Source organism: Salinicola acroporae (assembly GCF_003206615.1).
Lineage (GTDB): Bacteria > Pseudomonadota > Gammaproteobacteria > Pseudomonadales > Halomonadaceae > Salinicola > Salinicola acroporae.
Window position 1 is genome coordinate 1 of sequence record NZ_PZJW01000003.1, and the last position, 22,440, is coordinate 22,440.

The 22,440-nt window shown below is 63.7% G+C and carries 17 protein-coding genes; 9 read left to right on the forward strand and 8 right to left on the reverse strand.

Annotated elements, in window-relative coordinates:
- Positions 1-383: 383 nt before the first annotated feature.
- The 4 genes from DOM54_RS04105 to DOM54_RS04120 all read left to right on the forward strand — a co-directional run bounded on the left by DOM54_RS04105 (position 384) and on the right by DOM54_RS04120 (position 5,490).
- Entirely contained in the window at positions 384-1,313 is a 930-nt protein-coding gene (locus DOM54_RS04105; RefSeq protein WP_110715140.1) for a hypothetical protein, read from the forward strand.
- Positions 1,314-1,427: 114 nt separating this feature from the next.
- The gene (locus tag DOM54_RS04110) at positions 1,428-1,715 is read left to right on the forward strand and encodes a DUF4235 domain-containing protein (protein WP_157958434.1); all 288 of its coding nucleotides are present in this window, start codon (positions 1,428-1,430) and stop codon (positions 1,713-1,715) included.
- Between the two features lie 183 nt (positions 1,716-1,898).
- Positions 1,899-4,034: a TonB-dependent siderophore receptor gene (locus tag DOM54_RS04115; RefSeq protein WP_110715366.1), complete on the forward strand. Its 2,136-nt coding sequence runs from the start codon at positions 1,899-1,901 to the stop codon at positions 4,032-4,034.
- Between the two features lie 292 nt (positions 4,035-4,326).
- A complete protein-coding gene (locus tag DOM54_RS04120; protein ID WP_110715142.1) occupies positions 4,327-5,490 on the forward strand; it encodes a GGDEF domain-containing protein in 1,164 nt (387 codons plus the stop codon).
- A gap of 55 nt (positions 5,491-5,545) precedes the next feature.
- Here the strand turns inward: DOM54_RS04120 and treA are convergent, their stop codons facing one another.
- From treA to DOM54_RS04145, 5 genes are all read right to left on the reverse strand, one after another.
- On the reverse strand, positions 5,546-7,204 hold the full coding sequence (gene treA, locus DOM54_RS04125) for an alpha,alpha-trehalase TreA (protein ID WP_110715143.1): 1,659 nt from the start codon (positions 7,202-7,204) through the stop codon (positions 5,546-5,548).
- A 160-nt stretch (positions 7,205-7,364) separates the two neighbouring features.
- Complete coding sequence (locus tag DOM54_RS04130) at positions 7,365-8,627, reverse strand: D-mannose isomerase (RefSeq protein WP_110715144.1); 1,263 nt, start codon at positions 8,625-8,627, stop codon at positions 7,365-7,367.
- A gap of 308 nt (positions 8,628-8,935) precedes the next feature.
- Positions 8,936-9,799: an SDR family oxidoreductase gene (locus DOM54_RS04135; protein ID WP_206019012.1), complete on the reverse strand. Its 864-nt coding sequence runs from the start codon at positions 9,797-9,799 to the stop codon at positions 8,936-8,938.
- A gap of 577 nt (positions 9,800-10,376) precedes the next feature.
- Positions 10,377-11,861: a PAS domain-containing protein gene (locus tag DOM54_RS04140; protein WP_110715146.1), complete on the reverse strand. Its 1,485-nt coding sequence runs from the start codon at positions 11,859-11,861 to the stop codon at positions 10,377-10,379.
- Positions 11,862-11,966: 105 nt separating this feature from the next.
- Positions 11,967-12,695, reverse strand: coding sequence for a VIT1/CCC1 transporter family protein (locus DOM54_RS04145; RefSeq protein ID WP_240613762.1), 729 nt, complete (start codon positions 12,693-12,695; stop codon positions 11,967-11,969).
- Between the two features lie 993 nt (positions 12,696-13,688).
- Here DOM54_RS04145 and DOM54_RS04150 point away from each other — a divergent pair.
- The 3 genes from DOM54_RS04150 (at position 13,689) to DOM54_RS04160 (ending at position 16,750) form a co-directional block, all read left to right on the forward strand.
- Positions 13,689-15,050, forward strand: coding sequence for a maltoporin (locus DOM54_RS04150; protein ID WP_110715147.1), 1,362 nt, complete (start codon positions 13,689-13,691; stop codon positions 15,048-15,050).
- A 98-nt stretch (positions 15,051-15,148) separates the two neighbouring features.
- Entirely contained in the window at positions 15,149-16,063 is a 915-nt protein-coding gene (locus DOM54_RS04155; protein WP_110715148.1) for a MalM family protein, read from the forward strand.
- Positions 16,064-16,210: 147 nt separating this feature from the next.
- The gene (locus DOM54_RS04160) at positions 16,211-16,750 is read left to right on the forward strand and encodes a cytochrome b (protein WP_110715149.1); all 540 of its coding nucleotides are present in this window, start codon (positions 16,211-16,213) and stop codon (positions 16,748-16,750) included.
- A 64-nt stretch (positions 16,751-16,814) separates the two neighbouring features.
- Here the strand turns inward: DOM54_RS04160 and DOM54_RS04165 are convergent, their stop codons facing one another.
- The 3 genes from DOM54_RS04165 to denD form a co-directional block, all read right to left on the reverse strand.
- A complete protein-coding gene (locus tag DOM54_RS04165) occupies positions 16,815-17,987 on the reverse strand; it encodes an L-rhamnonate dehydratase (protein ID WP_110715150.1) in 1,173 nt (390 codons plus the stop codon).
- A 32-nt stretch (positions 17,988-18,019) separates the two neighbouring features.
- Positions 18,020-19,405 carry a GntP family permease gene (locus DOM54_RS04170; protein WP_110715151.1) on the reverse strand — a complete coding sequence of 462 codons (1,386 nt, stop codon included), beginning with the start codon at positions 19,403-19,405 and terminating at the stop codon, positions 18,020-18,022.
- A 94-nt stretch (positions 19,406-19,499) separates the two neighbouring features.
- Complete coding sequence (gene denD, locus DOM54_RS04175; RefSeq protein ID WP_110715152.1) at positions 19,500-20,459, reverse strand: D-erythronate dehydrogenase; 960 nt, start codon at positions 20,457-20,459, stop codon at positions 19,500-19,502.
- Between the two features lie 246 nt (positions 20,460-20,705).
- On the opposite strand from denD, the gene DOM54_RS04180 reads away from it, so the two are divergent.
- Together DOM54_RS04180 and ltnD are read left to right on the forward strand one after the other, a co-directional pair.
- Positions 20,706-21,491 (forward strand): FadR/GntR family transcriptional regulator, encoded by a 786-nt coding sequence (locus DOM54_RS04180; RefSeq protein WP_110715368.1) that lies wholly within the window; start codon positions 20,706-20,708, stop codon positions 21,489-21,491.
- Positions 21,488-22,438: an L-threonate dehydrogenase gene (gene ltnD / locus DOM54_RS04185; protein ID WP_110715153.1), complete on the forward strand. Its 951-nt coding sequence runs from the start codon at positions 21,488-21,490 to the stop codon at positions 22,436-22,438. Before DOM54_RS04180 ends, ltnD begins: the two co-directional genes overlap by 4 nt.
- The last annotated feature ends 2 nt before the right edge of the window (positions 22,439-22,440 follow it).

Sequence of the window (22,440 nt, forward strand, 5' to 3'; positions counted from 1 at the left end):
TATCGAAGGTGTCGAGTAGTTCGTTGAACATGTTGTCTTCCTGATGACGGGCTCAGGTTCCGGTGCGACTCGGATAGGCAACCGGGTAGCAGTGACCATGAATGACGCAATTCATTAGGGTAACGCGGTATTCATCGAATGTTTGTAGGAGAATTGCTATTGATGACTAAGACTTTTGATGATTTGGCGTGGGGACCGCTCTCGATGAGCCATCTCCGAACGATACTTGTGCCATCAGAAGACTTCGGGGCCCTGGGCAAATCGGCATGGCCCGATACTATTCGGTGTCGAGAGCCTGTCGGTGTTGGCACCGTGACTGCGCCATCGCATACTCTAGTGGCAGTGGCCTTGCCAATCCGTCATCTCGATAAAAGATTTCCCGTATGGCACCTGCCATCCCGCAGACTTTCTCGACATTCAATATCCCCCCGACGCGAAGGCACGTCGACACCATCGACTTCCTGCTCGGACGGCCATCGCTGGAGCTGCTGCCGGAGGCGTTGCGCCCCAGCGCCCGAAGCTTCCTGTCCTATCTCGCCACCCTGCCCGCCAGCGCACCTCACCAATGTCCAGCCTGCGCGAGCCGCTCGATCTCACTGGCCATTCCCGCTGGCAGTCGTGGATTGCGTCGAGATGGCTATTACTGCCGAAACTGCAACAAGCGTTTCAACGTCCTGAGCGGTACCCCGCTTCGCCTGCTGCGCTCGGAAGACAAGTGGAAGCCGTGGATGAGTTATCGGTTCCAGGGGTTCTCCCAAGAGCTGATCGCCACCTTCCTGGGGATCAGCAACAAGGCCTCGATGACCTGGAGCCGGGCCTTCATGGAGGCCATGGCCGACTACGATGCCGACCTGCATCGCTGGTGGGAGGATCATCAGTCCACGCAGGTTTCCGAACTGACGGATGAAGCCGAGCAGGCGCTGGAAGCATGTGTCGCGGCGCTTGCCGAGCTCACAGCCTTGACCGACAGGCACTGTCCCTACTGCGGTTCTTCGTCGAACCAGGTGCTGACCAGCCGGCGCGCCACGGAGTATCAATGTCATGGCTGTGGTCGCCGCTACAACAACCTGACCGAGACGCCGCTTTCACATATCCAGCATAGGGAACTGTGGCCCGAATACCTGCGCCTTCTCGTAGTGGGGTATCACGATACCGAGATCGGGGAGCGGTTGGGGTTGAGCAAATCGCTGACCAACTTGTGGCGGCAGCGCTTTCTCCAGTTCATGCAGCCCCGCTGGCCGCTGTTGGCTCACTGGACCCTGTGGCAATGGTCCCGGCGTCGCGCCAGCGCCTCGAGCGAGCCAATGCCCTAGAGAGCGGGCAATCCGGAGACCGTAGGTTCGCGGACACCAGCCAATCACGCCCACTTGTCATCCTGACGAGCCATGGACCATGCTGAGAACCCCGTACTCGGCAAGGAGGCCAGCATGAAACCCCATACGCTCTGGACCATCATCGGCACGTCCACGGCCATCATCTCCGGCGTGGCAACCCGGGAGGCTCTCAAGCACACCACCCGACGTCACGCCTTCGAACCCCCGGTCAACCCGGACGACCCCGATGTGCGTTGGCGCGAAGCGCTCCTGTGGGGCGCCGCTTCCGGCGTCGCGGTCGGCGTGGGTCGTATTCTGGGCTGGAAAATGGCTTCCAGTGGGCTGCGCCGCGCCCGTCGGACTCGCCGGGGCCAACGCCTGCTTTCACGTATCGAGGATTGAAGGCTTGATGCGTTACCGGCCGCCCTCCAGGGGCCTGCCAAATCACCCCTTGAACCTTAAACGCGAATCTAATTGAGAAATATTATTGATTGCATGGAGATCCCTGAGGATAATCCCCGGGCCCGCCACTAAAAAAATCGCGGGCCTGTAAACAGGGATCATTCACTCTTGGGGATCATCACGATGAGCGGCCGCAATCGCACCATCGCGAGCCGCGGAAACCCGCCATGGTGGCACCAGACCACCATGGCGGTTTTTTGCGGCTCCACACTACTCACCCTTCCCGCGATCGGGAACGCGCAGCAGTCACAAAGTGGCGACGATTACCGCCTCTCACCGGTCACCGTTAACGCGCAGGCAGTAGGGGACGACAACGCCAATACCATTCTCGCCCGCGAACTGTGGGTCGGCGGCAAGGTCGCGACCAGCATTCAGGACACCCCGGCTTCGGTGTCGGTGATTACCGAGAAAGAGATCGAGCAGCGCAACGCCAAGACCACCGAGGAAGTGCTGCAATACACGCCTGGCGTGGTGACCGGTTACTACGCCACTGACGATCGCAACGACTACTTCACGATTCGCGGCTTCCAGGCCACGACCTATCGCGACGGCATGACGCTGGGCTCCATGCGCGGCGTACGTGAAGAGCCCTACGCCTACGAGCGTATCGAAGTCCTGCGCGGTGCCAACTCCACGCTGTTCGGCCCGGCTGACCCGGGCGGTTCCGTCAACTTCGTCAGCAAACGTCCTCGCTTCGAGTCCTTCGGCGAGGGTTACCTGGGCTTTGGCTCGTTCGACCATCAGGAAGTGGGACTGGATATCGGTGACACCCTTGGCGACGGCGACACCGTGGCCTGGCGCCTCACCGGCAAGGCCAAGGACAGCAGCTACGAGTACGACCATTCTGATGACGACGATCAGTTCATCATGGGCGGACTGACCTGGGAGCCAACCGACCGAACCTCGGCTACGCTCATCTTCGACTATCTCAACCGCGATGGCACTGCCAACAGCGGCGGCTACCCGTTCGATCGCGAATATGACCGCAGCGATTTCTTCGGCGAGCCCGACTACAACTACCACGATGTCGAGCGCACCAATGTCACCGGTCTGTTCACGCATGACTTTGACAACGGTCTCATCTTCCGTGGCAACGTACGCTATAGCGACCTGACCGACGATTACGGTTATGTCTATCTGACCGACAGCGCCAGTCGCGTCGGCAGCGACGTGGACCGCGGCTATATCGGCTCGGACACGGACGCCGAGGAGCTGATCGGCAATGCCATGCTGCAGTACGACGCCAGTTTCGGCGACATCGACAGCAGTACCGTGGCCGGCGTCGAGTTCCGCGATGGCGAATCCACCGGTTACTCCGTCTACGCCGCTGGCACACCGATCGACATTGACGACCCCGTCTACAGCGGCGCGCCCGCCACGCTGACGCCTTACAACCACGTGAAGCAGGAGTACGACACCCGCGCCGTCTTCCTGCAGCAGAACTTCTCGTTCTACGACACCTTCGTGGTCACGACCGGCGTGCGTAATGACGACCTCGATCTCTCCAGCACCGACTACCTCTACGACATCAGCGATTCCGACGATTTCTCAGAAACCACCTGGCGCGGTGCGCTGACCTACATCATCAATCCGGAAGTCTCCACCTACGTGAGCTACGTCGAGTCGGTGGCACCGCCCACCATCGGAGTCACGCCGGAACGCGGCAAGCAGTATGAAGTCGGCGTCAAATATTCGCCGCTGTGGACGGACGCGCTATTCTCCGCCGCCGTCTACGATCTGACCCGCGAAGACGTCGGCATTGCCGTCACCCAGAACGACGGCACCATCGACCAGCAGACGGTCGGCGAATACCGGGTGCGCGGCCTCGATCTCGAGGTCAAGGCAGAGGTCACCGATAACCTCAGCGTGATCGGCGGTTACACCTACATGCAACCGGAAGTCGAGGAGGGCTCGATCACCGTCAGCGGCGCCGTGGTCCCAATCGACGGCAACGATATCCAGATCGCGCCGCGACACAGCGCCATGCTGTGGGGCTATTACACCCTGCCCGATCTCGACATGAGCTTCGGCCTGGGCGCGCGCTATACCGGCACCTACTACTTCGACAGCGCCAACGACGCCAAGAGCGAAGCGGCGACACTGTTCGATGCCGCGTATAACTATCAGTTCCTGCCGAATACCGACTTCAGCGTCAACGTCACCAACCTGCTGGACGAACAACACGTCGTCGGTTCCGGCACCGCGGACTACTACAACCAGGGTCGCGAGATCTTCGCCAAAGTGCGCTACCACTGGTAGGGCCGAGACTGGCATGCGGTGAGATTCCGAGCGGTCCCAACCGCTCGGAATCCACGTCTCTCCTCCTGGCATGCGCGTCGCCGGATTCTCGAGGGCCAACGAGATATCGGCATGGCGAAGGCCCGCGATCGGACCAGCGGCGCGGCGCTGGATCGCGGGCGGTTCAAGAAGTCGGTGCGATCGCCGATAATGACCGAATGAGCAAGCCTGCTCGCCCGCCGCCAGCGCATGATCGTTCGAAGACGCCGTGACGGCAGAACTTTTCCGCCAAGCCACGACGGATCGACACGACATGGCGTTCGACCCTGCCACGATATTGACCCTGACCATCGCCATCTCGGCCGCCGCCGCGCTCTATCTGCTGATGGAGTGGCGCGGCGCCCGCGACGTCTCGTTGCTGTTCTGGTCCACCGGTTTCGCCTCGATCACGCTGGGCTGCTCGCTCGCGCTGCTGCGCGGCAGCGGCCACTTCTTCATCGGCGTCTGGTTCGCCAACGGCCTGCTGGTATTCGCCCACTGGATGTTTCTGCTCGGCGTCACGCGCTTCGTCGAGCGACGGCTGTCGACCTGGTGGTGGTTGGTCGTCGCGGTCTGGTGCGCGCTACTGCTGCTGCCGGACGGGCAAGCGCCGTCGAAACTCTATCTGATTGTCAACTCGCTGCTGGTGGCGATCGTGTCGCTCCGGGCCAGCCTGCTGCTGCGTCTGGAGGCCGACGTCGCCACGCTCGGCACTCGTCAGTTGCACTACACGCTGCTCGTCCATGGCGCGTTCTACCTGAGCAAGGTCGGACTGGCACTGGTTCCCGGTACACTGATTGACCTCGTCGTCTACCAGGGCGCAGTGATCCGCATCTCGTTGGTCGAGGGGGTGATGGCGATCCTGCTGATCGCCCTGTCGATGACCGGGACAGTGCGGTATCGGCGGGAGCGCCAGATCGAACAGCTCGCCGAGCGTGACCCGTTGACCGCACTGTTCAACCGTCGGGCCTTCGAGGCGCGCACGCCACGATTCTTGAACCACGCTTCCAGCAAGCGGCCGGGGGCGCTGCTGCTGATCGACGTCGACAACTTCAAGCTGGTCAACGACCTCCACGGCCATGCGGCGGGCGACCGACTGCTGATCACGTTGAGCGACCTGATTCGGGAGGCGCTGCCGGAAGAGGCCCTCGCCGCCCGACTCGGCGGCGACGAGTTCGCCATCATGCTGCATGACGTCATGCCCAAGGACATTCGGCAACTCAGCGAGACGTTGCGCGCGCGCTTCCATGAAACCGCTGCGCAGAACTTCGACACCCCGGACGCGGTGACGTTGAGCGTCGGCGCCACGTACTTCGAGCAGCCACCCGGCGATCTCGAATCCCTGATCGGCCACGGTGACGTGGCACTTTACGACGTCAAGCGCAGCGGCCGAAACGGCACACGCATACTCGAGCTGACCGAGCATAGTCGGGCGTGACGTGACGATGCACCAGGGCCAGGCGCTACGACCCGGACTTCAATGAGGAAGCCGGCTACCGATGGGCTGCCGCCGGATAACGATGGATCAGATCCAGCAGCACGCCATTGGTCCAGCCGAATCCATCGACGACATCGTACTCGCCGCCACCACCCACGGCGGGGTCGACCACGTCGTATTTCTCGACCAGCTTGCCGGTCTGCCGGTAGACCTCACGGTTGGTCTCGATCCAGCGACGGGCGATGGTTTCGGCCAGCTCGTCGTGTCCGTAACGGTCGAGCCCCGAAACCGCCAGCCACTGCAGCGGCGCCCAGCCATTGGGTGCGTCCCACTGCTCGCCGGTATCACGCGTAGTGGTGACCATGCCACCGGCACGCAGCAATTCGCGCCGCACCGTTGCGGCCGTGGCATCGGCCCGCGCCGGGTCGGCGACACCGAACGCCAGCGGGTACACCATGGCGGCGGAAATCGCATCGGTCAGGCGCCCCTCCCGCCAGTCGTAATCGGTGTAGTAACCTCCGTCCGGCTGCCAGAAGACCCGGTTGATCGCGCTCTGGCGTCGCTCGGCCATCGCCTGGAAGCGTGCGGCCTGGGCAGCGTCGCCTTGCACCCGCCATGCTCGAGCCAGGGTACGCTCGAGCTGATACAGCAAGGCGTTGAGGTCCACCGGCAGGATATCGCGGGTCTCGATGGTGGTCTGGTGCTGGCCATCGGCCATCCAGCGCGAGCTGAAATCCCAGCCACTTTCGGCGGCGGCCCGCAGATGCCCGTAAAGCTCAGCCGCCGGACGGTCGCTACGTGCGGCCAGCTCCCGTTCGTCGGCATAGCCCTCCGGCCGCGGCCAGTTCTCGCTACCGTGGTAGCGGTTTAGCAGGGTGCCGTCGGCCAGCTCGACCACGTGCTCGCGTGCCTCTCCGGGGCCGATCTCATCGGCGCCGCGCATCCAGTAGTCATGTTCCCGCAGCAATTCGGGCAGGTAGCGGCGATAGACGTCGTCGCCGTCGTGCTCCGCCAGCAGCGCCACCATCGGGGCAAAGAACGGCGGTTGGCTGCGGGTGAGGAAATAGGTTCTGGTGCCATTGGGGACGAAGCCATAGGTGTCGATCAGCCAGGCAAAATTGCCGACCATGTCACGCACCAGATCGAAGCGGTCGCTGCGCGCCAGCCCCAGCATGGTGAAGTAGCTGTCCCAGTAGAACATCTCGTTGAAGCGTCCGCCCGGTACCACGTAGGGCGCCGGGAGCGATACCAGGCTGCTCCAGGGGCCTTCGTCGGTGTCCGCCGGTTCCCGGGTCAGGTAGGGCCAGAGATTGACGATATGGGCCTCGATCGAGGTATCGGCATCCTCGCCGAGACGCGTCTCGTTCTCCGGGCGCGGGTCGAAGTTGGCATCCACGAAGGCCTGCAACCGGGCCTTGCCGATTGTCCCTTCTGGCTGTCGCAGTTGCACGAAGTCGGCCACGATCGCCGCCGGATCGCGCCTGGGCACCAGGTCGACCACCGACTTCCCGTCCGGATAGAGTTTCGCCATGGCGACCGCTTCCATGACCGGCCCCCAACTGCGATCCGGGGATTGCCTGGCCGTCTTGGCAGGTGGCTCTCGCGAGGGCTCCCGCTCGAGGCCCTGGGTGCCGCAACCGCCCAGCAGCAGGCCCGCCAGCAACAGCGTGGCCCACCCTAGCATCGCCTGCCGAAAATCCCCACTGGTTGTCATCGTCGCGCTCCTCACGGCCAGGTGTCGGAGGTCCTAGCTAGCCAGACTTCGGCAACGAAGCCCATGCCGCTTTCGGGGTAGGCGTTTGTCCGAATGAACGACGCCCCGATCATGGATCGAGGCGTTCCGGTAGCGAGAGGGGCGATGCCCGCCTGGCGGACTACAATGCGCCGTCGGCGATCGCCCTGGCCATGGTCGGGGACAGCGGCAATCGCGGCAGCAGCGTCGCCTGGTAGGCGTGGTAGAGGTCGGCCTTGCCGCTCCAGACTTCGCTGGACGGGCGGTTGTGACGGTCAAGCTCCTGCCACCAGCTGCCTCGCTCGCGATCGATCAGGAAGCGATCGATGTAGTCCCAGAAGCGGCGATACCAGACCTCGTAGGTCGCGTCGCCCGTGCGCTTGAGCAGCAGGGCCGCGGTGGCGGCCGCCTCGGCCAGGGTCCAGTGCATCCGCTCGTGCACGACCGGGCGGTTGTTCCAGTCGTGGGTGTAGACCAGGCCCGGTTCTCCATCCACGTGCCAGGCCAGTTCGGTGGCGCTGCGGAACAGCCCTTGGGCATCCTCCAGCAGCCAGCCGGGCGCCGCTTCGCCGTGGCGCAGCAGCCCCCCCTCGAGATGCAGCAGCAGCCGGGACCACTCGAAAGCATGACCGGGCGTCGCGCCATAGGGCCGAAACTGATCCTTGGGCGTGTCTTCGTTGTAGTCGCGCCACTCGTTCCAGTGACTGTCGAAATGCTCCACCACGCGGTAGTCGTTGGGCTTGGCGTGGGCGTGGATGATCTTGTCGGCGATGGAGAGCGCGCGAGCCCGCCACTTGGGCTCGTCGAGGACATCGGCCAGTTGCAGGAAGGCTTCGGTGGCGTGCATGTTGCTGTTGCCGCCGCGGTAGGCCTCGTCCTCGCGCCAGTCGTGGGAGAACCCCTCGCGCATGCGTCCTTCGTCTTCCGACCAGAAATGGGTCTCGATCACGCCGATGATGTCGTCGAGCAGCGGTCCGGCCGCTTCGTCACCGGCCTGCCAGGCGCTGGCCGCCGCCAGCGCGACGAAAGCGTGGATATAGGCCTGTTTTGTCTGCGTCTCCCCCGCCTTCGGTCGTTCGCCATACCAGCCACCGTGTTCGTCGTCCCGCAGGCCGCCCCTGAGCGCCGCCACGCCATGAGCGACCAGCGGCATCATGCCGGGCTCGCCACGCATGGCGGCCAGGGCGAAGCAGTGGGTCATGCGGGCGGTGATCATGGTGTCGGGGTTGGCATCGGCAGGCAGCCGGCCATCTTCGTCGAGCGCGGCGAAACCGCAGTCGGGATGACGCGAGGCGCGATAGAACGCCAGCAGGCGTTGCCCCTCGCTCTCCAGCCAATGATGATGCGCCGGCCGGTCCAGCCAGCTCTCCTGCCGCGGCGGCAGATTGGAAGTCGTACCTGGCATGCTGTAGGGCCTCCTCTGCCCTGTCGTCTCTCATGCTTTGTCGGAAAAATGCCTGCGCTCACCCCTGCGGCGTTAACCGTTGCCGGGAGCGCCAGTCCGGTCCGTTTCGCCGATTCTTGCCTTGCGACCCACAAGAACGTGGGAGGTCCGTTGGCTCATCGGGAACGGGCCTGGCCATGGCTGTCGCACGTCAATCTTTCAGACCGAGCCTGGAGGATGTCTCATCGGGAATTCGTGTCGCGCGGGCCTATTCACCCCGTCCTGGCGGCAAAAGTCCATTCCACCTTCGCCGCCCTCTCCCGCGCGGATCAACCATTGACGACCATTCCGCCATTGGGGTGAAGCGTCTGGCCGCTGATGAAGGAGGCGTCGAGCGAGGCCAGAAAGACGTAGCAGGGGCCCAGTTCGGAGGGCTGTCCGGCGCGCCTCATGGGTGTGTCGGAGCCGAAATCCTCGAGCATCTGCGGATCATGGGCACCCAGCGTGGCGGGCTGGAGCGGCGTCCATACGGGGCCCGGCGCCACCGCATTGACACGAATGCCGCGACCGACGACCTGATTCGAAAGGGCGCGGGTGAAACCGACGATTGCCCCTTTGGTCGCGGTGTAGTCCACCAGGAAATCGGGACCGATGTAGGCGTTGACCGACGTCGTGTTGATGATCGCATCATCTTCGCCGAGGTAAGGCAGCGCCGCCTTGGTCAGGTAGAACATGCCATGCATGTTGGTGGCGAACGTCTCCCGCCACAGCGCGTCGTCGAGCTCTGTGAGGTCGGTGCACACCTGCTGGGTACCGGCGTTGTTGACCAGCACGTTGAGCCCGCCGAAGGTCTCGATCACCTGATCGAGCGCCCCGCGACAGAAGGCGGCGTCACGAATGTCCCCTGCAATCAGCAGGCAGCGGCGACCCTCGGCTTCCACCAGCCGCTGGGTCTCGCGGGCATCGTCGTCCTCGCTGAGGTACATCACTGCCACGTCGGCGCCTTCCCGGGCGAAATGGATCGCCACCGAGCGGCCGATGCCACTGTCGGCACCGGTAATCAGTGCGACCTTGTCTTCCAGCTTGCCGCTTCCGCGATAGCCGGGGCGAATGAACTCCGCGGGCGGCTGCATCAGACTCTCCCGGCCGGGTAGGGTCTGGCTCTGGGCATGAATCTTCGTTTTTTCTACCACGTTATGATCTCCCTGCAACCGGAACGGATGAATCGAGTCACCTTCGGTAAAAAGCCATGGAAAAGATTGGCCTCGGAGGATGATGACGGGATGTATTCAGTCCTAGTCGAGTTGCCCCGATGGCGCAAGCCAGTAACGGGCCGGCGAGATGGGCTCGGGGTGTGAGTATCGCGGCAGCAGGGACTGCAGGGCTGGGGAGACAGTGTGGCGGAAACCCGAGACAGATGAGGGAAATCGGAAAGAGATTCGGTGGGTCGATCCACGACAGGATCGCTTCCGTCGATACCGCTCATCCTGAGCGCCACCAAATCATCAAGCGGTCCTTCGTTTGACTGCAATACGTTCGACTACCGTAACGTTGCGACTCCGTCCACGCGGCGATCCGAGACACCGGTGGTCCGCCGAGGAGCGGGCGGCCTGCCCGTCTTCAGAAGATCCCTCTCCTGTCGCACCTTCCTGGCGCCTCCTCGCGGTCATCACAAGATAGGCGCTCGGCGTCTCGACCAATAGATTCAAATGCGCCGGTGCAGACAGTGCATTTGCGGGGGAAAATACCTCAAAAAAACATAATGTTACATTATGTTTCCAGGCTCGCCTGGAAGCCGCGCTGCCGCGCCCAGACGATCGCCTCGCCGCGACTGTGAACGCCCAGCTTCTGATAGAGCGAGGCCACGTAGTTGCGCACGGTGCTGTGCGCCAGCTCCAGCCGAGCGGCGATCCGCTTGTCCGAGAGCCCGGCACAGATCAGCCCCAGCACATCGCGTTCGCGCGCACTGAGGTCCGCCAGTGCCGCCTGCTGGGCCCCAGAGGCGTCGATGCCCACATCGCGAACATTGGCCAGCTTTTCCACCAGCGTGCGAGTGAACCAGGACGCATCCTTCATTACCGCCTCGATCGCATCGGAAAGCTGGTTCTCGTAACGCTTGCGCTCGCTGATATCCACCAGCGTCAGCAGCAGGCAGTCACGGCGATTGATCTCGACCGCCTCCGCTGCCAGCAAGTAGATGGTGGGCGCGTTGGCGCCATCGACGCCCTGCACCTCCATGTCCTCCACATGACCTGACTCCCCCAGTGCTTTCAGCAACTGCTTGCGTGTCTGCGGCGTGAAGGGCGAATAGTCCTCCAGCCCGGGAGGCACCGAAGCATCGGCGCGCCGGACCAGATCGCGCTCGAAGGCCGCGTTCGCCTCGATCAGCGTCAGGCTGTCGGCAGACACCAGAGCCGTGGGGACCGGTGACATCTGGAATGCCGTGGCAAACAGCGCCTCGCTCTGGCGCAAGGCGTGCTGGGCCTGGCGGGCCGGTTCCAGGTCGGTGAAGGTCAACAACATGCAGGGGGCGTTCTCGACGTCGATCGGCTGACCGGCGACGATCACGCTCTTGCTGCCGCCGTCCCGCCGGCCGAGTTGTAGCACCGCTTCGGTCTGGGGAATCGACCGGCCGGCGCAGAGCCGCTGGATCGCCGACTCGCGCTGAGGCGAATGGGCGAACACGTCGAACTCGTAGATAGAGCGTCCCAGGATCTCCTCGGCTTCCAGCTCGGCCATGTCCAGGAAGCCCTGGTTGACGCGAATGAAACGCTGGCTGTCGAGGCGACAGATCAGTGCCGGCGCCGGGTTGGCGTTGAATGAACGCTCGAAGCGCTCCTCGGCGCTCATGAGTTCGGTGATGTCCTCGATGATCAGGGCCAGCGCATCGGGTCGGCCATCCCGTGAGAGTGTCCTGCCTCGCACCCGGTGATGGCGAACGGGCAGTTCGGGATCGGCAGGCCGGACTTCGAGAATCACGTCCTCGAACGCTTCACCCTCCACCAGGCGCTCCATTGGCGATCGCCCCTCGCCAACCTCATGGTGATTGCGATAATAGAGCTCGAAGCGCCGCCGGTAGGCGTCGACGTCGGGCCCCAGCGCCTCGATCGATTCGGCCCCGTGCATCTTCAGCGCCGCCGGGTTGGCCCAACGCAAGCGTCCATCGGGATCCAGCAGCACGATTCCGTCGGGAAGATCGGCGATGAGCTGGTGCAGCGGCGACTGGATCGCGCCGGGATCGTCTTTCGGTGACATCTCGTTTCACCACCCTCGGTCGTGCTCGGCGTCGATCACGACGCAGGGCGCTATATGAATCGAACACGCAATGGCGGTGTCGACCGACGCTCTTCGAAGCGCGGGTCAGCCACTTGCCACACCGAACGCCCATCCCACCAGCGCCGTGACCCCCATCGCCAATGCCCCCCAAAAAGTGACCCGCACGATGGCCACCCGTAGACGCGATCCCCCGATTCGGGCCGATAACGCACCCAGCAACGCCAACGCCAGCAACGACCCCAACGCCACCATGACGGATGTCGCCATCGTGAACGGGGTCAGCAGCACGCAGATCAACGGTAGCGCCGCTCCGGACAGGAACATCAAGGCCGACGCCATGGCCGCCTGAAGCGGCCTCGCCTGATTGACGGTGCTGAACCCCAGTTCGTCACGGGCATGGGCAGCCAGCGCGTCATGATGCATCAGCTTCTCGGCGACTTCGTGAGCCAGCGCCGGCGCCAGTCCACGCGCTTCGTAGATCTCCGCCAGCTCGCGCACCTCGTGGGCATAGTTGGCCTTGAGCTCGCGCCGCTCGCGCGCCAGATCGGCGCGCTCGGTATCCTTCTGCGAGCTGACCGAGACATATTCGCCTGCCGCCATCGACATCGCGCCGGCTGCCGCCCCAGCTGCCCCGGCCGTGAGCACCCCACTCAGCCCAGCCCCCGCCGTCGCCATGCCGATCACCAGGCTGGCGGTCGACACGATACCGTCGTTGGCACCCAGTACCGCGGCCCGCAACCAGCCCACGCGATCCGAATAGTGGCGCTCCTTGGGTATGGTCATGTCCGGCTGCTGCCCTGACTCCAATGTCATGCCGCTCTCCGTCCTCTTTCCGTCTGCGTACCCGTCATCTCTACCGCCCTTTCCAGAGCACCGAGTCCGTCCATCTTAAGTCAAGCCGTCCACGGAGAGACAAGCTTTCTTCACCCATTCGACTTTTCCGAAAAATCACTCCCTATCGCCCTCTCCAATTTACCGAAATGGTGCTGATTTCGGATGAACGATAGGATCATTTTTTCCTGAAAAAAGCATTTGTTTTATCGCCGACTTTGCCATTCTCTTATCCGAATCAAAGGCAAACACCAGACAACAAATCGATATTTTATTCGGCTATCGCAAAATTTTAGCGTTCTTCTTCGCCACTTCATCCGAGAACCGCCACGGCCTAGCACAAACCAATATTGGTGATATTTACCACCTTGGTATTAATCACATCAGCTACAACTCGCACGGATCTATTATAAGCAATTGATTTAATTATAAAAACATAACCACCCAATAATCATAGTTCATACCTTTGTCTTTATAGACCATGGTTACAATGAAAGTTTACGGAGTTATGGAAATAATGGCTCCCCACAAAAGAAGTCCGATCGCGCCAACGACGGCCGGCCCGACTAATGGGGAACATCACTGGTTTTCGCCAAAACAGGCACTGTCCCAGGCAGAGGATCGAACCGACTTTGACGCCTTTTCTCGGCTATCCGTTGTCGTTGATACCCGACAGAACATACCGATGGCAGCATGATCGCTCCATGGCGGTTGGCGGTATGAGGTTGGACCAACGGTGACGATATCCAGGGAATACGGCAACGATACCCATAGTTAATAAAAAATGGATTGACTCATATCTCTTTCGATATCGATCGCGATATTGAGTATGTCGAGCACGACGCTTTGGCAGAGCCATTCACGACTCCCCCGATACGTCGGTGGCGATTCTCTCCCAGAGCGCCTTGCGTAGCCGAATGCTTTATCCGGCTGCCCAAACAGCAATCAATGACAAGACCACGAGGGACACCAATAATGATTGCCTCACACTCCGTGCTACGCCGGCCGCTCCTCACCGCCGTCCTCGGCGCCTCATGCATCATGCCGGCCCTGGCTTACGCCGATATCAACCCCGAGTTCTTCGGCTACGCCCGATCCGGTATCGGCTCGACCTCCGGTGGCGGCAGCCAGACCTGCTTCAAGGCCTCCGGTGCACCGGCCAAATACCGCCTGGGCAACGAATGCGAGACTTATGCCGAGATCGGCCTGGGCGCGCAGCTCTATCAGCAGCAGGATACGTCGTTCGACTTCGCCAGCCGGGTCGCCTACGTCACCGCGCAGGACAACGACGACGAATCGCTCAAGGACGACGACAACAACATCTCGCTTCGGGAGATGTACGTCTCCGGCAACAATGTCGTCGGCGGCCTCCCCGGGGCCTCGCTCTGGGCGGGCAAGCGCTTCTACAAGCGCCACGATATCCACATGAACGACTTCTACTACTGGGACGTGTCGGGCCCCGGCGTGGGGATTTCGGATATCGATGTCGGCACCGGCAAGCTCAGCTTCGCCTGGACCCGTAGCGAAGGTGACGACGACGGCGACGGCCTGTTCCCCGACGCCGGCCAGCAGATCTCCGACGACACCCTCGATGCGCGCTGGAGCGACATCCCTGTCAATCCCGGCGGCTCGCTGGAGCTCGGCGTCGACTACGGTCGCTCGTCGCTGTCGGAATGGCAGAAGGATTACTACGACGACCAGGGCGTCGACTACGACGAGGGCGACAAAGGCTGGATGGGCACCATCGAGCACACCCAGAGCGGCTGGTTCGGCGGCAGCAACACCTTCGCGGTGCAGTACGCCACCGACGGCATCATCACCCGCGATGGCAATGCGGTGGGTCGGGGTACCGGCGCCCTGCGCCAGGAAGGCAGCATGTGGCGCGCGCTCGACCACGGTCAGGTCTGGCTGATACCGGACCAGCTCGACATGCTCTACGCCCTCATCTACGAGGATAAGGACATGGACGACAACACCGGTCGCAAGTGGTTCTCCGCCGGGGTGCGTCCTGTCTACTACTGGAGCGATATCATGAGCACCGCGGTCGAGTTGGGCTATGACCATATCGAACCGCAGAGTGGCGTGACCGGCTACAACGACAGCGACCACCACCTCACCAAACTGACCATCGCCCAGCAGTGGTCGGCGGGGCGCGGTGCCATGATCCGCCCCACCATCCGGCTGTTCGCCACCTATGCCAAATGGAGCGGTGACGCCTATACCGACGCTCGCAACGCCAACTCGCTCGATACCGGTGCTGGCCCCAACAACGTCGACTTCGACGACACCGACGGGCTGACGTTCGGCGCCCAGATGGAGGTGTGGTGGGGTAGCTGAGCCCCGACCGCGAGATCCATGCTCGCGCTGTTTCGATCCCTTGGGCTCCGGAGACTTGTCGCTCCGGAGCCGTTTTCGTCTCCAGCAGGAGTTGCCGAATGTTGAGTTCGTATCGTCTCGCCGTACCCTTGAGCACGCTCCTTTTCGCCCTGGCAGGATGCAGCACGCCGCTGATGGCACCGCACTCCCCGACCATTCCGGCCCAGCAGGGGCAGCAGGCGCTGGCCAGCGCACCGGACTGCTGCACCTCGCTGGCCAGCCTGCCGTATCGGCCGATATCGGCCCAGGAGACCCTGACGCTGGACTTCACGCCACAGGCGCCGGTTCACGATTTCGGCGACGGCAAGAGCTTCTTCCAGGCGTTCACGCTACCCCGCAACAACGGCCCGGTGGCGATCAGCATCACCAGCCCGATCCGGGACGGCCAGCTCTTCGCGCCGACACTGCTGGTCCTCGACGCGGCGTTCCAGCCGGTCAGGCAAGTCCCGAGCGATTCGCTTCGGGTACGTCGCCCCACCGGTTTCTCCAGCGCCCGTCTCGAGGGTCAGTTCAGCCTGACCCCTGGCCCCGACGCCCAATACCTCGTCATCTACTCGAGCGAGCAGGATCGCCGGGCAACGACGAGCTACGAGTCGGAAGCGAAAGCCTATGCTCGGGTCAGAGGTCTTGCCGAGCCCCCCGGTCCCGACCCTCGCGCCGTGCATGCCGCCACCGGCACGATCACCCTCGAGATCGCGTCGCTGGCCGGGAACGCCGGCCTGACGCCGCTGGCCGCCGCAGCACCCCCGCCAGCGCAACGCCCGACGCCGTCCGAATCGCAGGGCGTGGCCCCGACACCCGCTTCGGCCGCAACGAGCCACAGCGCCGACTTCGACTACCGCCGCATGATCGATGCCGCACTCAAGGCCGGCGATATCGAGCTCGCCCTGGAGCTGGCCGATCGCGCGGAACGCAGCGGACATCCCGGCACCCGCGCCTGGCTGGCCGAGCGACTGCAAGCCAGGACGCCCTGAGCCACTCCCGACGGCTGAAGCAGCCCAATAGCCCATGTTGCCGTCGTGGTGATGCCTCGCCGCCACGACGGCAGGCCGGGGTTAAGCCAACCCTAAGCCAGTGCCGCCTAGGATGGAGATCCCTTGTGCCTCAGAGGATCGTCCGTCGTGAACGACACGCTACCCAATCGCTATTCGGCGAAGGCTCGCCATTTCCACTGGACCGTTGCTGCCCTGGTCGTGCTGGCCTATGCCCTCATCCTGTCGACGGACATCTTCCCGCGTGATACCGGCATACCGACCCTGCTGCTGCAAAGCCATTTCTGGGCCGGTATCGGCGTACTGCTGCTGGCGATTCCCCGCCTGATCGAACGCCTTCGTCATGCGCCCCCACCCGTGTCGCCGCCACTGCACCCGAAGCTCGAACTGCTGTCGCGACTCACCCACTGGGCGCTCTACGCGTTTCTGTTCGCCCAGCCGCTGCTGGGCATCTCGACGGTGTGGCTGGGCGACGGCGCGATCCCGATTCCCGGCACATCACTGGCGATACCCTCGCCCTTCGGCGTGTTGCCGCACTGGGGCCACTCGCTGGAGTCGATCCACAAGACGCTGGGCACGGTGTTCTACTACGTCATCGGCTTGCATATCGCGGCAGTGGCCTGGCATCAGTTCGTGCGCCGGGACAACCTGCTCAAGCGAATGTGGTGACGTAATGGCGTCAAGCGCTGCCCGGTGCATGGCGACGCGACGTTATTCGCGCCGCCACGGCCCCTCACTCGAGGATATGGAAACCGTCGAGGTAGCGCTCGTTGAGAGAGAGGCCAAGGCCCGGCACGTCGTCGGCCAGATCGAGCATGCCCTCGACCGGTTCCGGGTCACCCTCGAACAGGTAGTAGAAGAGCTCGTTGCCGATCTCGACGTCATGCACCGGGAAGAACTCCGACATCGGCGACGCCAGCGACGACATCGTCAGATGGTAGTTGTGCATCTGCCCCGCATGCGGAATCACCGGCACCTCGAACGCTTCCGCCATGGCGTTGATCTTGCGCGCCACGGTGATGCCGCCGACCCGGTTGGTATCGTACTGGATCACCGAGACCGCGCGCTTTTCCAGCAACTGGCGGAAACCGTGGACGGTGAACTCGTGCTCGCCACCGGAGATCGGCATCGGCGCAATGCGGTTGAGCTCGGCATAGCCGTCGATATCGTCGGCGATCACCGGCTCCTCCAGCCAGCGCAGGTCGAAAGGCGCCAGCCTGGGCAACATGCGCCGGGCGTAGTCGAGGTTCCAGCCCATGTAGCAGTCGGCCATCAGGTCGATATCCTCGCCGACCACCTCCCGCACGGCCGCGACACTTTTCAGATTCTCACGCATGCCTTTTGGCCCGTCCTTGGGCCCATAGCCAAAACGCATCTTCATCGCCTGGAAGCCCTGATCGAGATAGCCCTGCGCCTCGGCCTGCATGACATCGAGATCGTCGTGGTAAAGCTTGGAGGCGTAGCACGGGATCTTATCCTTGGTGCGCCCCCCGAGCAGCTTGAACACTGGCTTGTCGAGCGCCTTGCCCATCAGGTCCCAGATCGCGATATCGACGCCGGAGATCGCCGCCATGCCGATACCACGCCGCCCCCAGGCCAGCGTAGCGCGGTACATGCGCTGCCACAGGTATTCGGTGTCGAACGGATCCTGACCCACGATCAGCGGCGCCAAATGCTGGTCGACGATGGTCTTGGCGACCCGTGGTGCCAGCGCCACGTTGCCGAGACCGACCAGGCCGCTGTCGGTCTCGATCTCGATCACCGTCCAGCCGTGAAAGCGGAAGCTCTGCATCGCATCGCCGCGATCCCACAGCGCATCCATGGCATTGGTGCAGAAGTGCGCCTTGGGCGGCACCGTGTCGCCTTTCCATTCGAAAACCCGGGCGCGGACTCGCGTGATTTTCATGTCGGGACTCCTTGTCGTTTGACGGGCGGCCATCAACCCACGAAAGCATTGGCGACCAGCAGCGCCACCAGCCCGGTGGCCCAGCCCAGCGTGGTCGGCACCGACAGCACGAGCAACTGATGCTTGGCGGTCTTGACCCCCAGCAGCCGGTTGACGACCCAGAAGTAGCTGTCGTTGAAATAGCTGAAGAACAGTCCGCCCAGGCACGCCGCCTGCGCCGCCAGCACCATGTTGACGTCCGGCATCGAGGCCAGGATCGGCGCCGAGATCGACGCGCCGGTGATCATCGAGACCGTGCCGCTGCCCTGCACGAAGCGCACCAGCGTGGCGATGATGAACGGGATCAGCACCGCCGGCAGCGCCAGCCCGGCGATGCTCTCGCCAATGTAGTCACCGGCACCGCTGGCCCGCAGCACGGCGCCCAGTGCACCCCCTGCACCGGTGACCAGCAGGATGATACCGGCGCTCTCGACGCCTTTTTCCAGATGCGCCAGGACCTGGTCCTTGGGCATCTTCGGCACCAGCCCGTAGACCGCTACCAGTACGCCGATGCCGACCGCGATCACCGGGTGGCCGACAAACTGAACCACCTGCACGAAGAGACCCGGCGCATCGCTGCCGCCCACCAAGGCGGTGACCAGGGTATTGAAGAAGATCAGCGCGATCGGCAAGGCGATCGGCAGCACCGACTTGAAAAGCGTCGGCAGCTCGCTCTCCTCGAGGGGGGCCGCGAGCGGGTCGTCCGTCGCTTCCCGCTTCAGCGATCCCGGCACGTCACGCTCGATCATCGCCTCGATACGCGGCCCCATGAAGCGGGCATAGAGCACCATCACGATCAGCGCCGGCGCGGTGAAGACCAGGCCCCAGGCGATCATCAGGCCGATATCGACACCGAAGATGCCGGCGACGCCCAGCGGGCCCGGTGTCGGTGGTACCGCGCTGTGGGTCACCGCCAGCCCCGAGGCCAGCGCGATGCCGAGCGTGAGCACCGAGCGCCCGCTGTTGCGCGCCAGGGCCCGCACCAGCGGATTGAGGATCACGTAGGCGGAGTCGCAGAAGATCGGGATCGAGACGATATAACCGGTCAGCGCCATCGCCCAATCCTCGCGCTCCTTGCCGAGCAGCTTGAGAATCGAGTAGGCCATGCGCTGGCCGGCCCCGGAGACTTCGAGGATCCGTCCCATCATCACCCCGAAGCCGATCACCAGGCCGATGGTGGAGAGGGTCTTGCCGAAGCCGGTGGTGATGGCATCGATCACCGCATTGGGCGACATGCCGCCGATCAGACCGGCGATCGAGGCGGCGATGACCAGGGCGAGCAGTGCGTGAACGCGGGTCTTCAGCACCAGCGCGATCATCACGAAGATGGCGATACCCAGGCCGATGATGACCTGGGGTCCAGCGACGGTGTCTGTCATGGCGTGAACTCCTTGTGGGCTTTATTGCGTGTTGTTGCCTGCTTGTTTCAAGGAACGGTTCTGTCGAGTCTCGAGCGTCTTCACAGGGAACGGGTCAGTTATCGAGCTCGTCCTCTCGGTAGGCATGGATGATGGCCTCGAAATCGCTGTCGGCCCGGAAGCCGAGCCTCAAGGGTCGTTCGGTATCCAGCCCGCCCGGCCAGCTGGCGACGATGGCGTCGATGGCGGCATCGGGCTCGAAGCGCACCCACTGGCGGGTCGCGGGGCCGGCCACACGTTCCAGCGCATCGAGCATCGCGGTGACCGTCACCGTGATCCCGGGCAGGTTTAGCGTGCGCCAGTCGCCCAGCGCCTCGCCCTCGATCGACAGCGCATGGGCCAGGTTGGCGACCACGGCGCGCGGCGAGGAGAGCCACATTGCCAGGCCGGCATCCACCGGGCAGATCGCCTCGAGACCGGACAGCGGCTCGCGGATGATCGCGCTGGCAAACGACGAGGCTGCCCGGTTGGGCTTGCCGGGACGCACCACGATGGTGGGCAGACGACAGACCCGGCCATCGACGAAGCCACGCCGGCTGTAATCGTTGACCAGCAACTCACCCATCGCCTTCTGCGCGCCATAGGAAGAGCGCGGCTGCGGGCCGATCGCCTCGGCCACCGGCTGGGCCAGCCCCGGGCCGAACACCGCCAGCGAGCTGGCGAACAGGAAACGCAGCCGCTTCGGATGGGCCCGACACGCTTCCAGCAGCGCCCGCGTGGCATCCAGGTTGACCCGCATGCCGAGCTCGAAGTCCGCTTCCGCCTGGGAACTCACCACCGCCGCCAGATGGCAGACGGCGCCGGAGTCGTCGCCAAGGGCTCGTTCGATCAGCGCGGGGTCGGCGATATCGCCGGTGAGCGACTCGACCCGATCATCGGCCACCGGACACGGCGCCAGGTCGATAGATGTCACTCGCGTAATGGCCTGGCCGGCGATCGAGACCTCTCCCGATAACAGTTGCCGAATCAGCCTTGCGCCGAGAAACCCGGCGCCTCCCGTCACGATCACGTGCATTCGCTCTCTCTCCTGTGCCGGTGAATTGCCACTTGCCTCACGCCGCCGATGGTCTCGAATTGACCAAAGACGAATTGCGTCGGCGATTGAGATTTAACATCTTGTCTGACAAATTCGGAGCACAGGCAATATCGCCATTGGTCGGAGAACGAAGCGGAGCACCGTCGTCACGGCAGTTGGCGATGGTCCGCTTCGACGAACGCATGAGAGATCCCAACCGTGAATCAAGAACCGCGAACCAGCCGCGTGAGTGAAAACACGGAACCGCCATCGCGCGGGCCGCAGCTTTCCGAACAGGTCGCCCAACGGCTGAGCGATGCCATCCAGGCCGGCGAATGGAGCCGCGGCGCACGCCTGCCCACCGAGGCGGCGCTGGGCGAGCGGTTCGGCATCAGCCGCTCGGTGGTGCGCGAAGCGATATCGATGCTGCGCAACGGGGGGCTCGTCACCTCGCGTCGCGGCAGCGGCAGCTTCGTCGCCGAAGCCCCGACGGTCTCGCTGCGTCTGGCGATTCCCGACCCCGACCTGCAGTCGGTGGTCGAGGTGCTGGAACTGCGGCGTCCGCTGGAGGTGGAAGCCGCCCGGCTCGCCGCCGAACGCCGCACCCCCTCCCAGTTGCGTCGAATCCGAAACGCCATGGCGGATATCGATGAAGCGGTCGAGGCAGGGCTTTCCGGTGTCGATCAGGATCTCGCCTTCCACCGCGCCATCGCCGAGGCGGCCAACAACAGCCACTTCACCGCCGTGCTCGATTTCTACAACCGCTTTCTGCACCAGGCGATCCGGGTGACGCGGACCAACGAATCGTTGCGCGACACCTTCATGCAGCAGGTCGTCGCCGAGCATCAGGCCATTCTCGACGCCATTGCCACCGGCGATGCCGAAGCCGCCGCCCGCGCCGCCGCCACGCATCTGGAGCACGCCGAAACGCGCCTGCGCCAGGCACCGACCGATCTGCTCGAGCGCGTGGAAGCGCAGCGTGGACCGGCCTCGGTGTCATCGACAGAATCCACGGGAGGCAATTCGCGATGAGTACCACACAACGACCGCGGGTCGGGGTCATCGGGCTGGGCTCGATGGGAATGGGCATGGCCACCTCGCTGGTGAACGCCGGCTTCGAGACCTGGGGCTGCGATCTACGCGAGGAGGCGCGGGCAAGCTTTGCCGAGGCCGGCGGCCATGCCGTGGCAACCCCGGCGGAGATGGCCGCCGGGGTCGAGATCGTGCTGACCGTGGTGGTCAACGCCGACCAGACCCGAGCGGTGCTATTCGGCGACGGCGGGCTGCTGCCGGGGCTCGCGCCGGATAGCGTGGTCATCTCGTGTGCAACCTGTGCCCCGGATGACGTGCAGGCGCTAGGCGTCGATCTGGCTGCCCAAGATATTCACCTGCTCGATGCGCCGATCTCGGGCGGATCGGTCAAGGCTGCCGCCGGTCAGCTGACGATCATGGCGTCGGGCCCGGCGACGCTGTTCGAGCGTGCCGAAAACGTGCTCGACGCCCTCGCCGCCAAGGTATTTCGTCTGGGAGACGGGCTGGGTCAGGGTTCGCAGGTCAAGCTGGTCAACCAGTTGCTCGCCGGGGTGCATATCGCCGCCGCCGCCGAGGCGATGGCCTACGGCATTCGCGGCGGCTGCGATCCGCAGACGCTTTACGAGGTGATCACCCAGAGCGCCGGCAACTCGTGGATGTTCGAGAACCGCGTGCCGCACATTCTGGCCGGCGACTACACCCCGCATTCGGCGGTGGATATCTTCGTCAAGGATCTGGGCATCGTCCATGACACCGCCCATCGCGACAGATTCCCGCTGCCGCTCACCGCCCTGGCATTGAGCCAGTTCACGCTGGCCTCGGCGCAAGGTCTCGGTCGTGAAGACGACATCGCCGTGGTCAAGGTCTATCCGGGTATCACGCTTCCCGGCATGGCCGCCAACGACGCCGGTTTCGATGGCGGTCCCAACGATCACGGAGGTGCTTGAGC

Coding starts and splice junctions, on each gene's coding strand:
- DOM54_RS04140 (WP_110715146.1), bottom strand. CDS start 11,861: ATGTCACCGAAAGACGATCCCGGCGCGATCCAGTCGCCGCTGCACCAG.
- DOM54_RS04155 (WP_110715148.1), top strand. CDS start 15,149: ATGTTGAGTTCGTATCGTCTCGCCGTACCCTTGAGCACGCTCCTTTTC.
- denD (WP_110715152.1), bottom strand. CDS start 20,459: ATGCACGTGATCGTGACGGGAGGCGCCGGGTTTCTCGGCGCAAGGCTG.
- DOM54_RS04145 (WP_240613762.1), bottom strand. CDS start 12,695: ATGACATTGGAGTCAGGGCAGCAGCCGGACATGACCATACCCAAGGAG.
- DOM54_RS04130 (WP_110715144.1), bottom strand. CDS start 8,627: ATGCCAGGTACGACTTCCAATCTGCCGCCGCGGCAGGAGAGCTGGCTG.
- DOM54_RS04150 (WP_110715147.1), top strand. CDS start 13,689: ATGATTGCCTCACACTCCGTGCTACGCCGGCCGCTCCTCACCGCCGTC.
- DOM54_RS04165 (WP_110715150.1), bottom strand. CDS start 17,987: ATGAAAATCACGCGAGTCCGCGCCCGGGTTTTCGAATGGAAAGGCGAC.
- treA (WP_110715143.1), bottom strand. CDS start 7,204: ATGACAACCAGTGGGGATTTTCGGCAGGCGATGCTAGGGTGGGCCACG.
- DOM54_RS04105 (WP_110715140.1), top strand. CDS start 384: ATGGCACCTGCCATCCCGCAGACTTTCTCGACATTCAATATCCCCCCG.
- DOM54_RS04115 (WP_110715366.1), top strand. CDS start 1,899: ATGAGCGGCCGCAATCGCACCATCGCGAGCCGCGGAAACCCGCCATGG.
- DOM54_RS04170 (WP_110715151.1), bottom strand. CDS start 19,405: ATGACAGACACCGTCGCTGGACCCCAGGTCATCATCGGCCTGGGTATC.
- DOM54_RS04120 (WP_110715142.1), top strand. CDS start 4,327: ATGGCGTTCGACCCTGCCACGATATTGACCCTGACCATCGCCATCTCG.
- ltnD (WP_110715153.1), top strand. CDS start 21,488: ATGAGTACCACACAACGACCGCGGGTCGGGGTCATCGGGCTGGGCTCG.
- DOM54_RS04110 (WP_157958434.1), top strand. CDS start 1,428: ATGAAACCCCATACGCTCTGGACCATCATCGGCACGTCCACGGCCATC.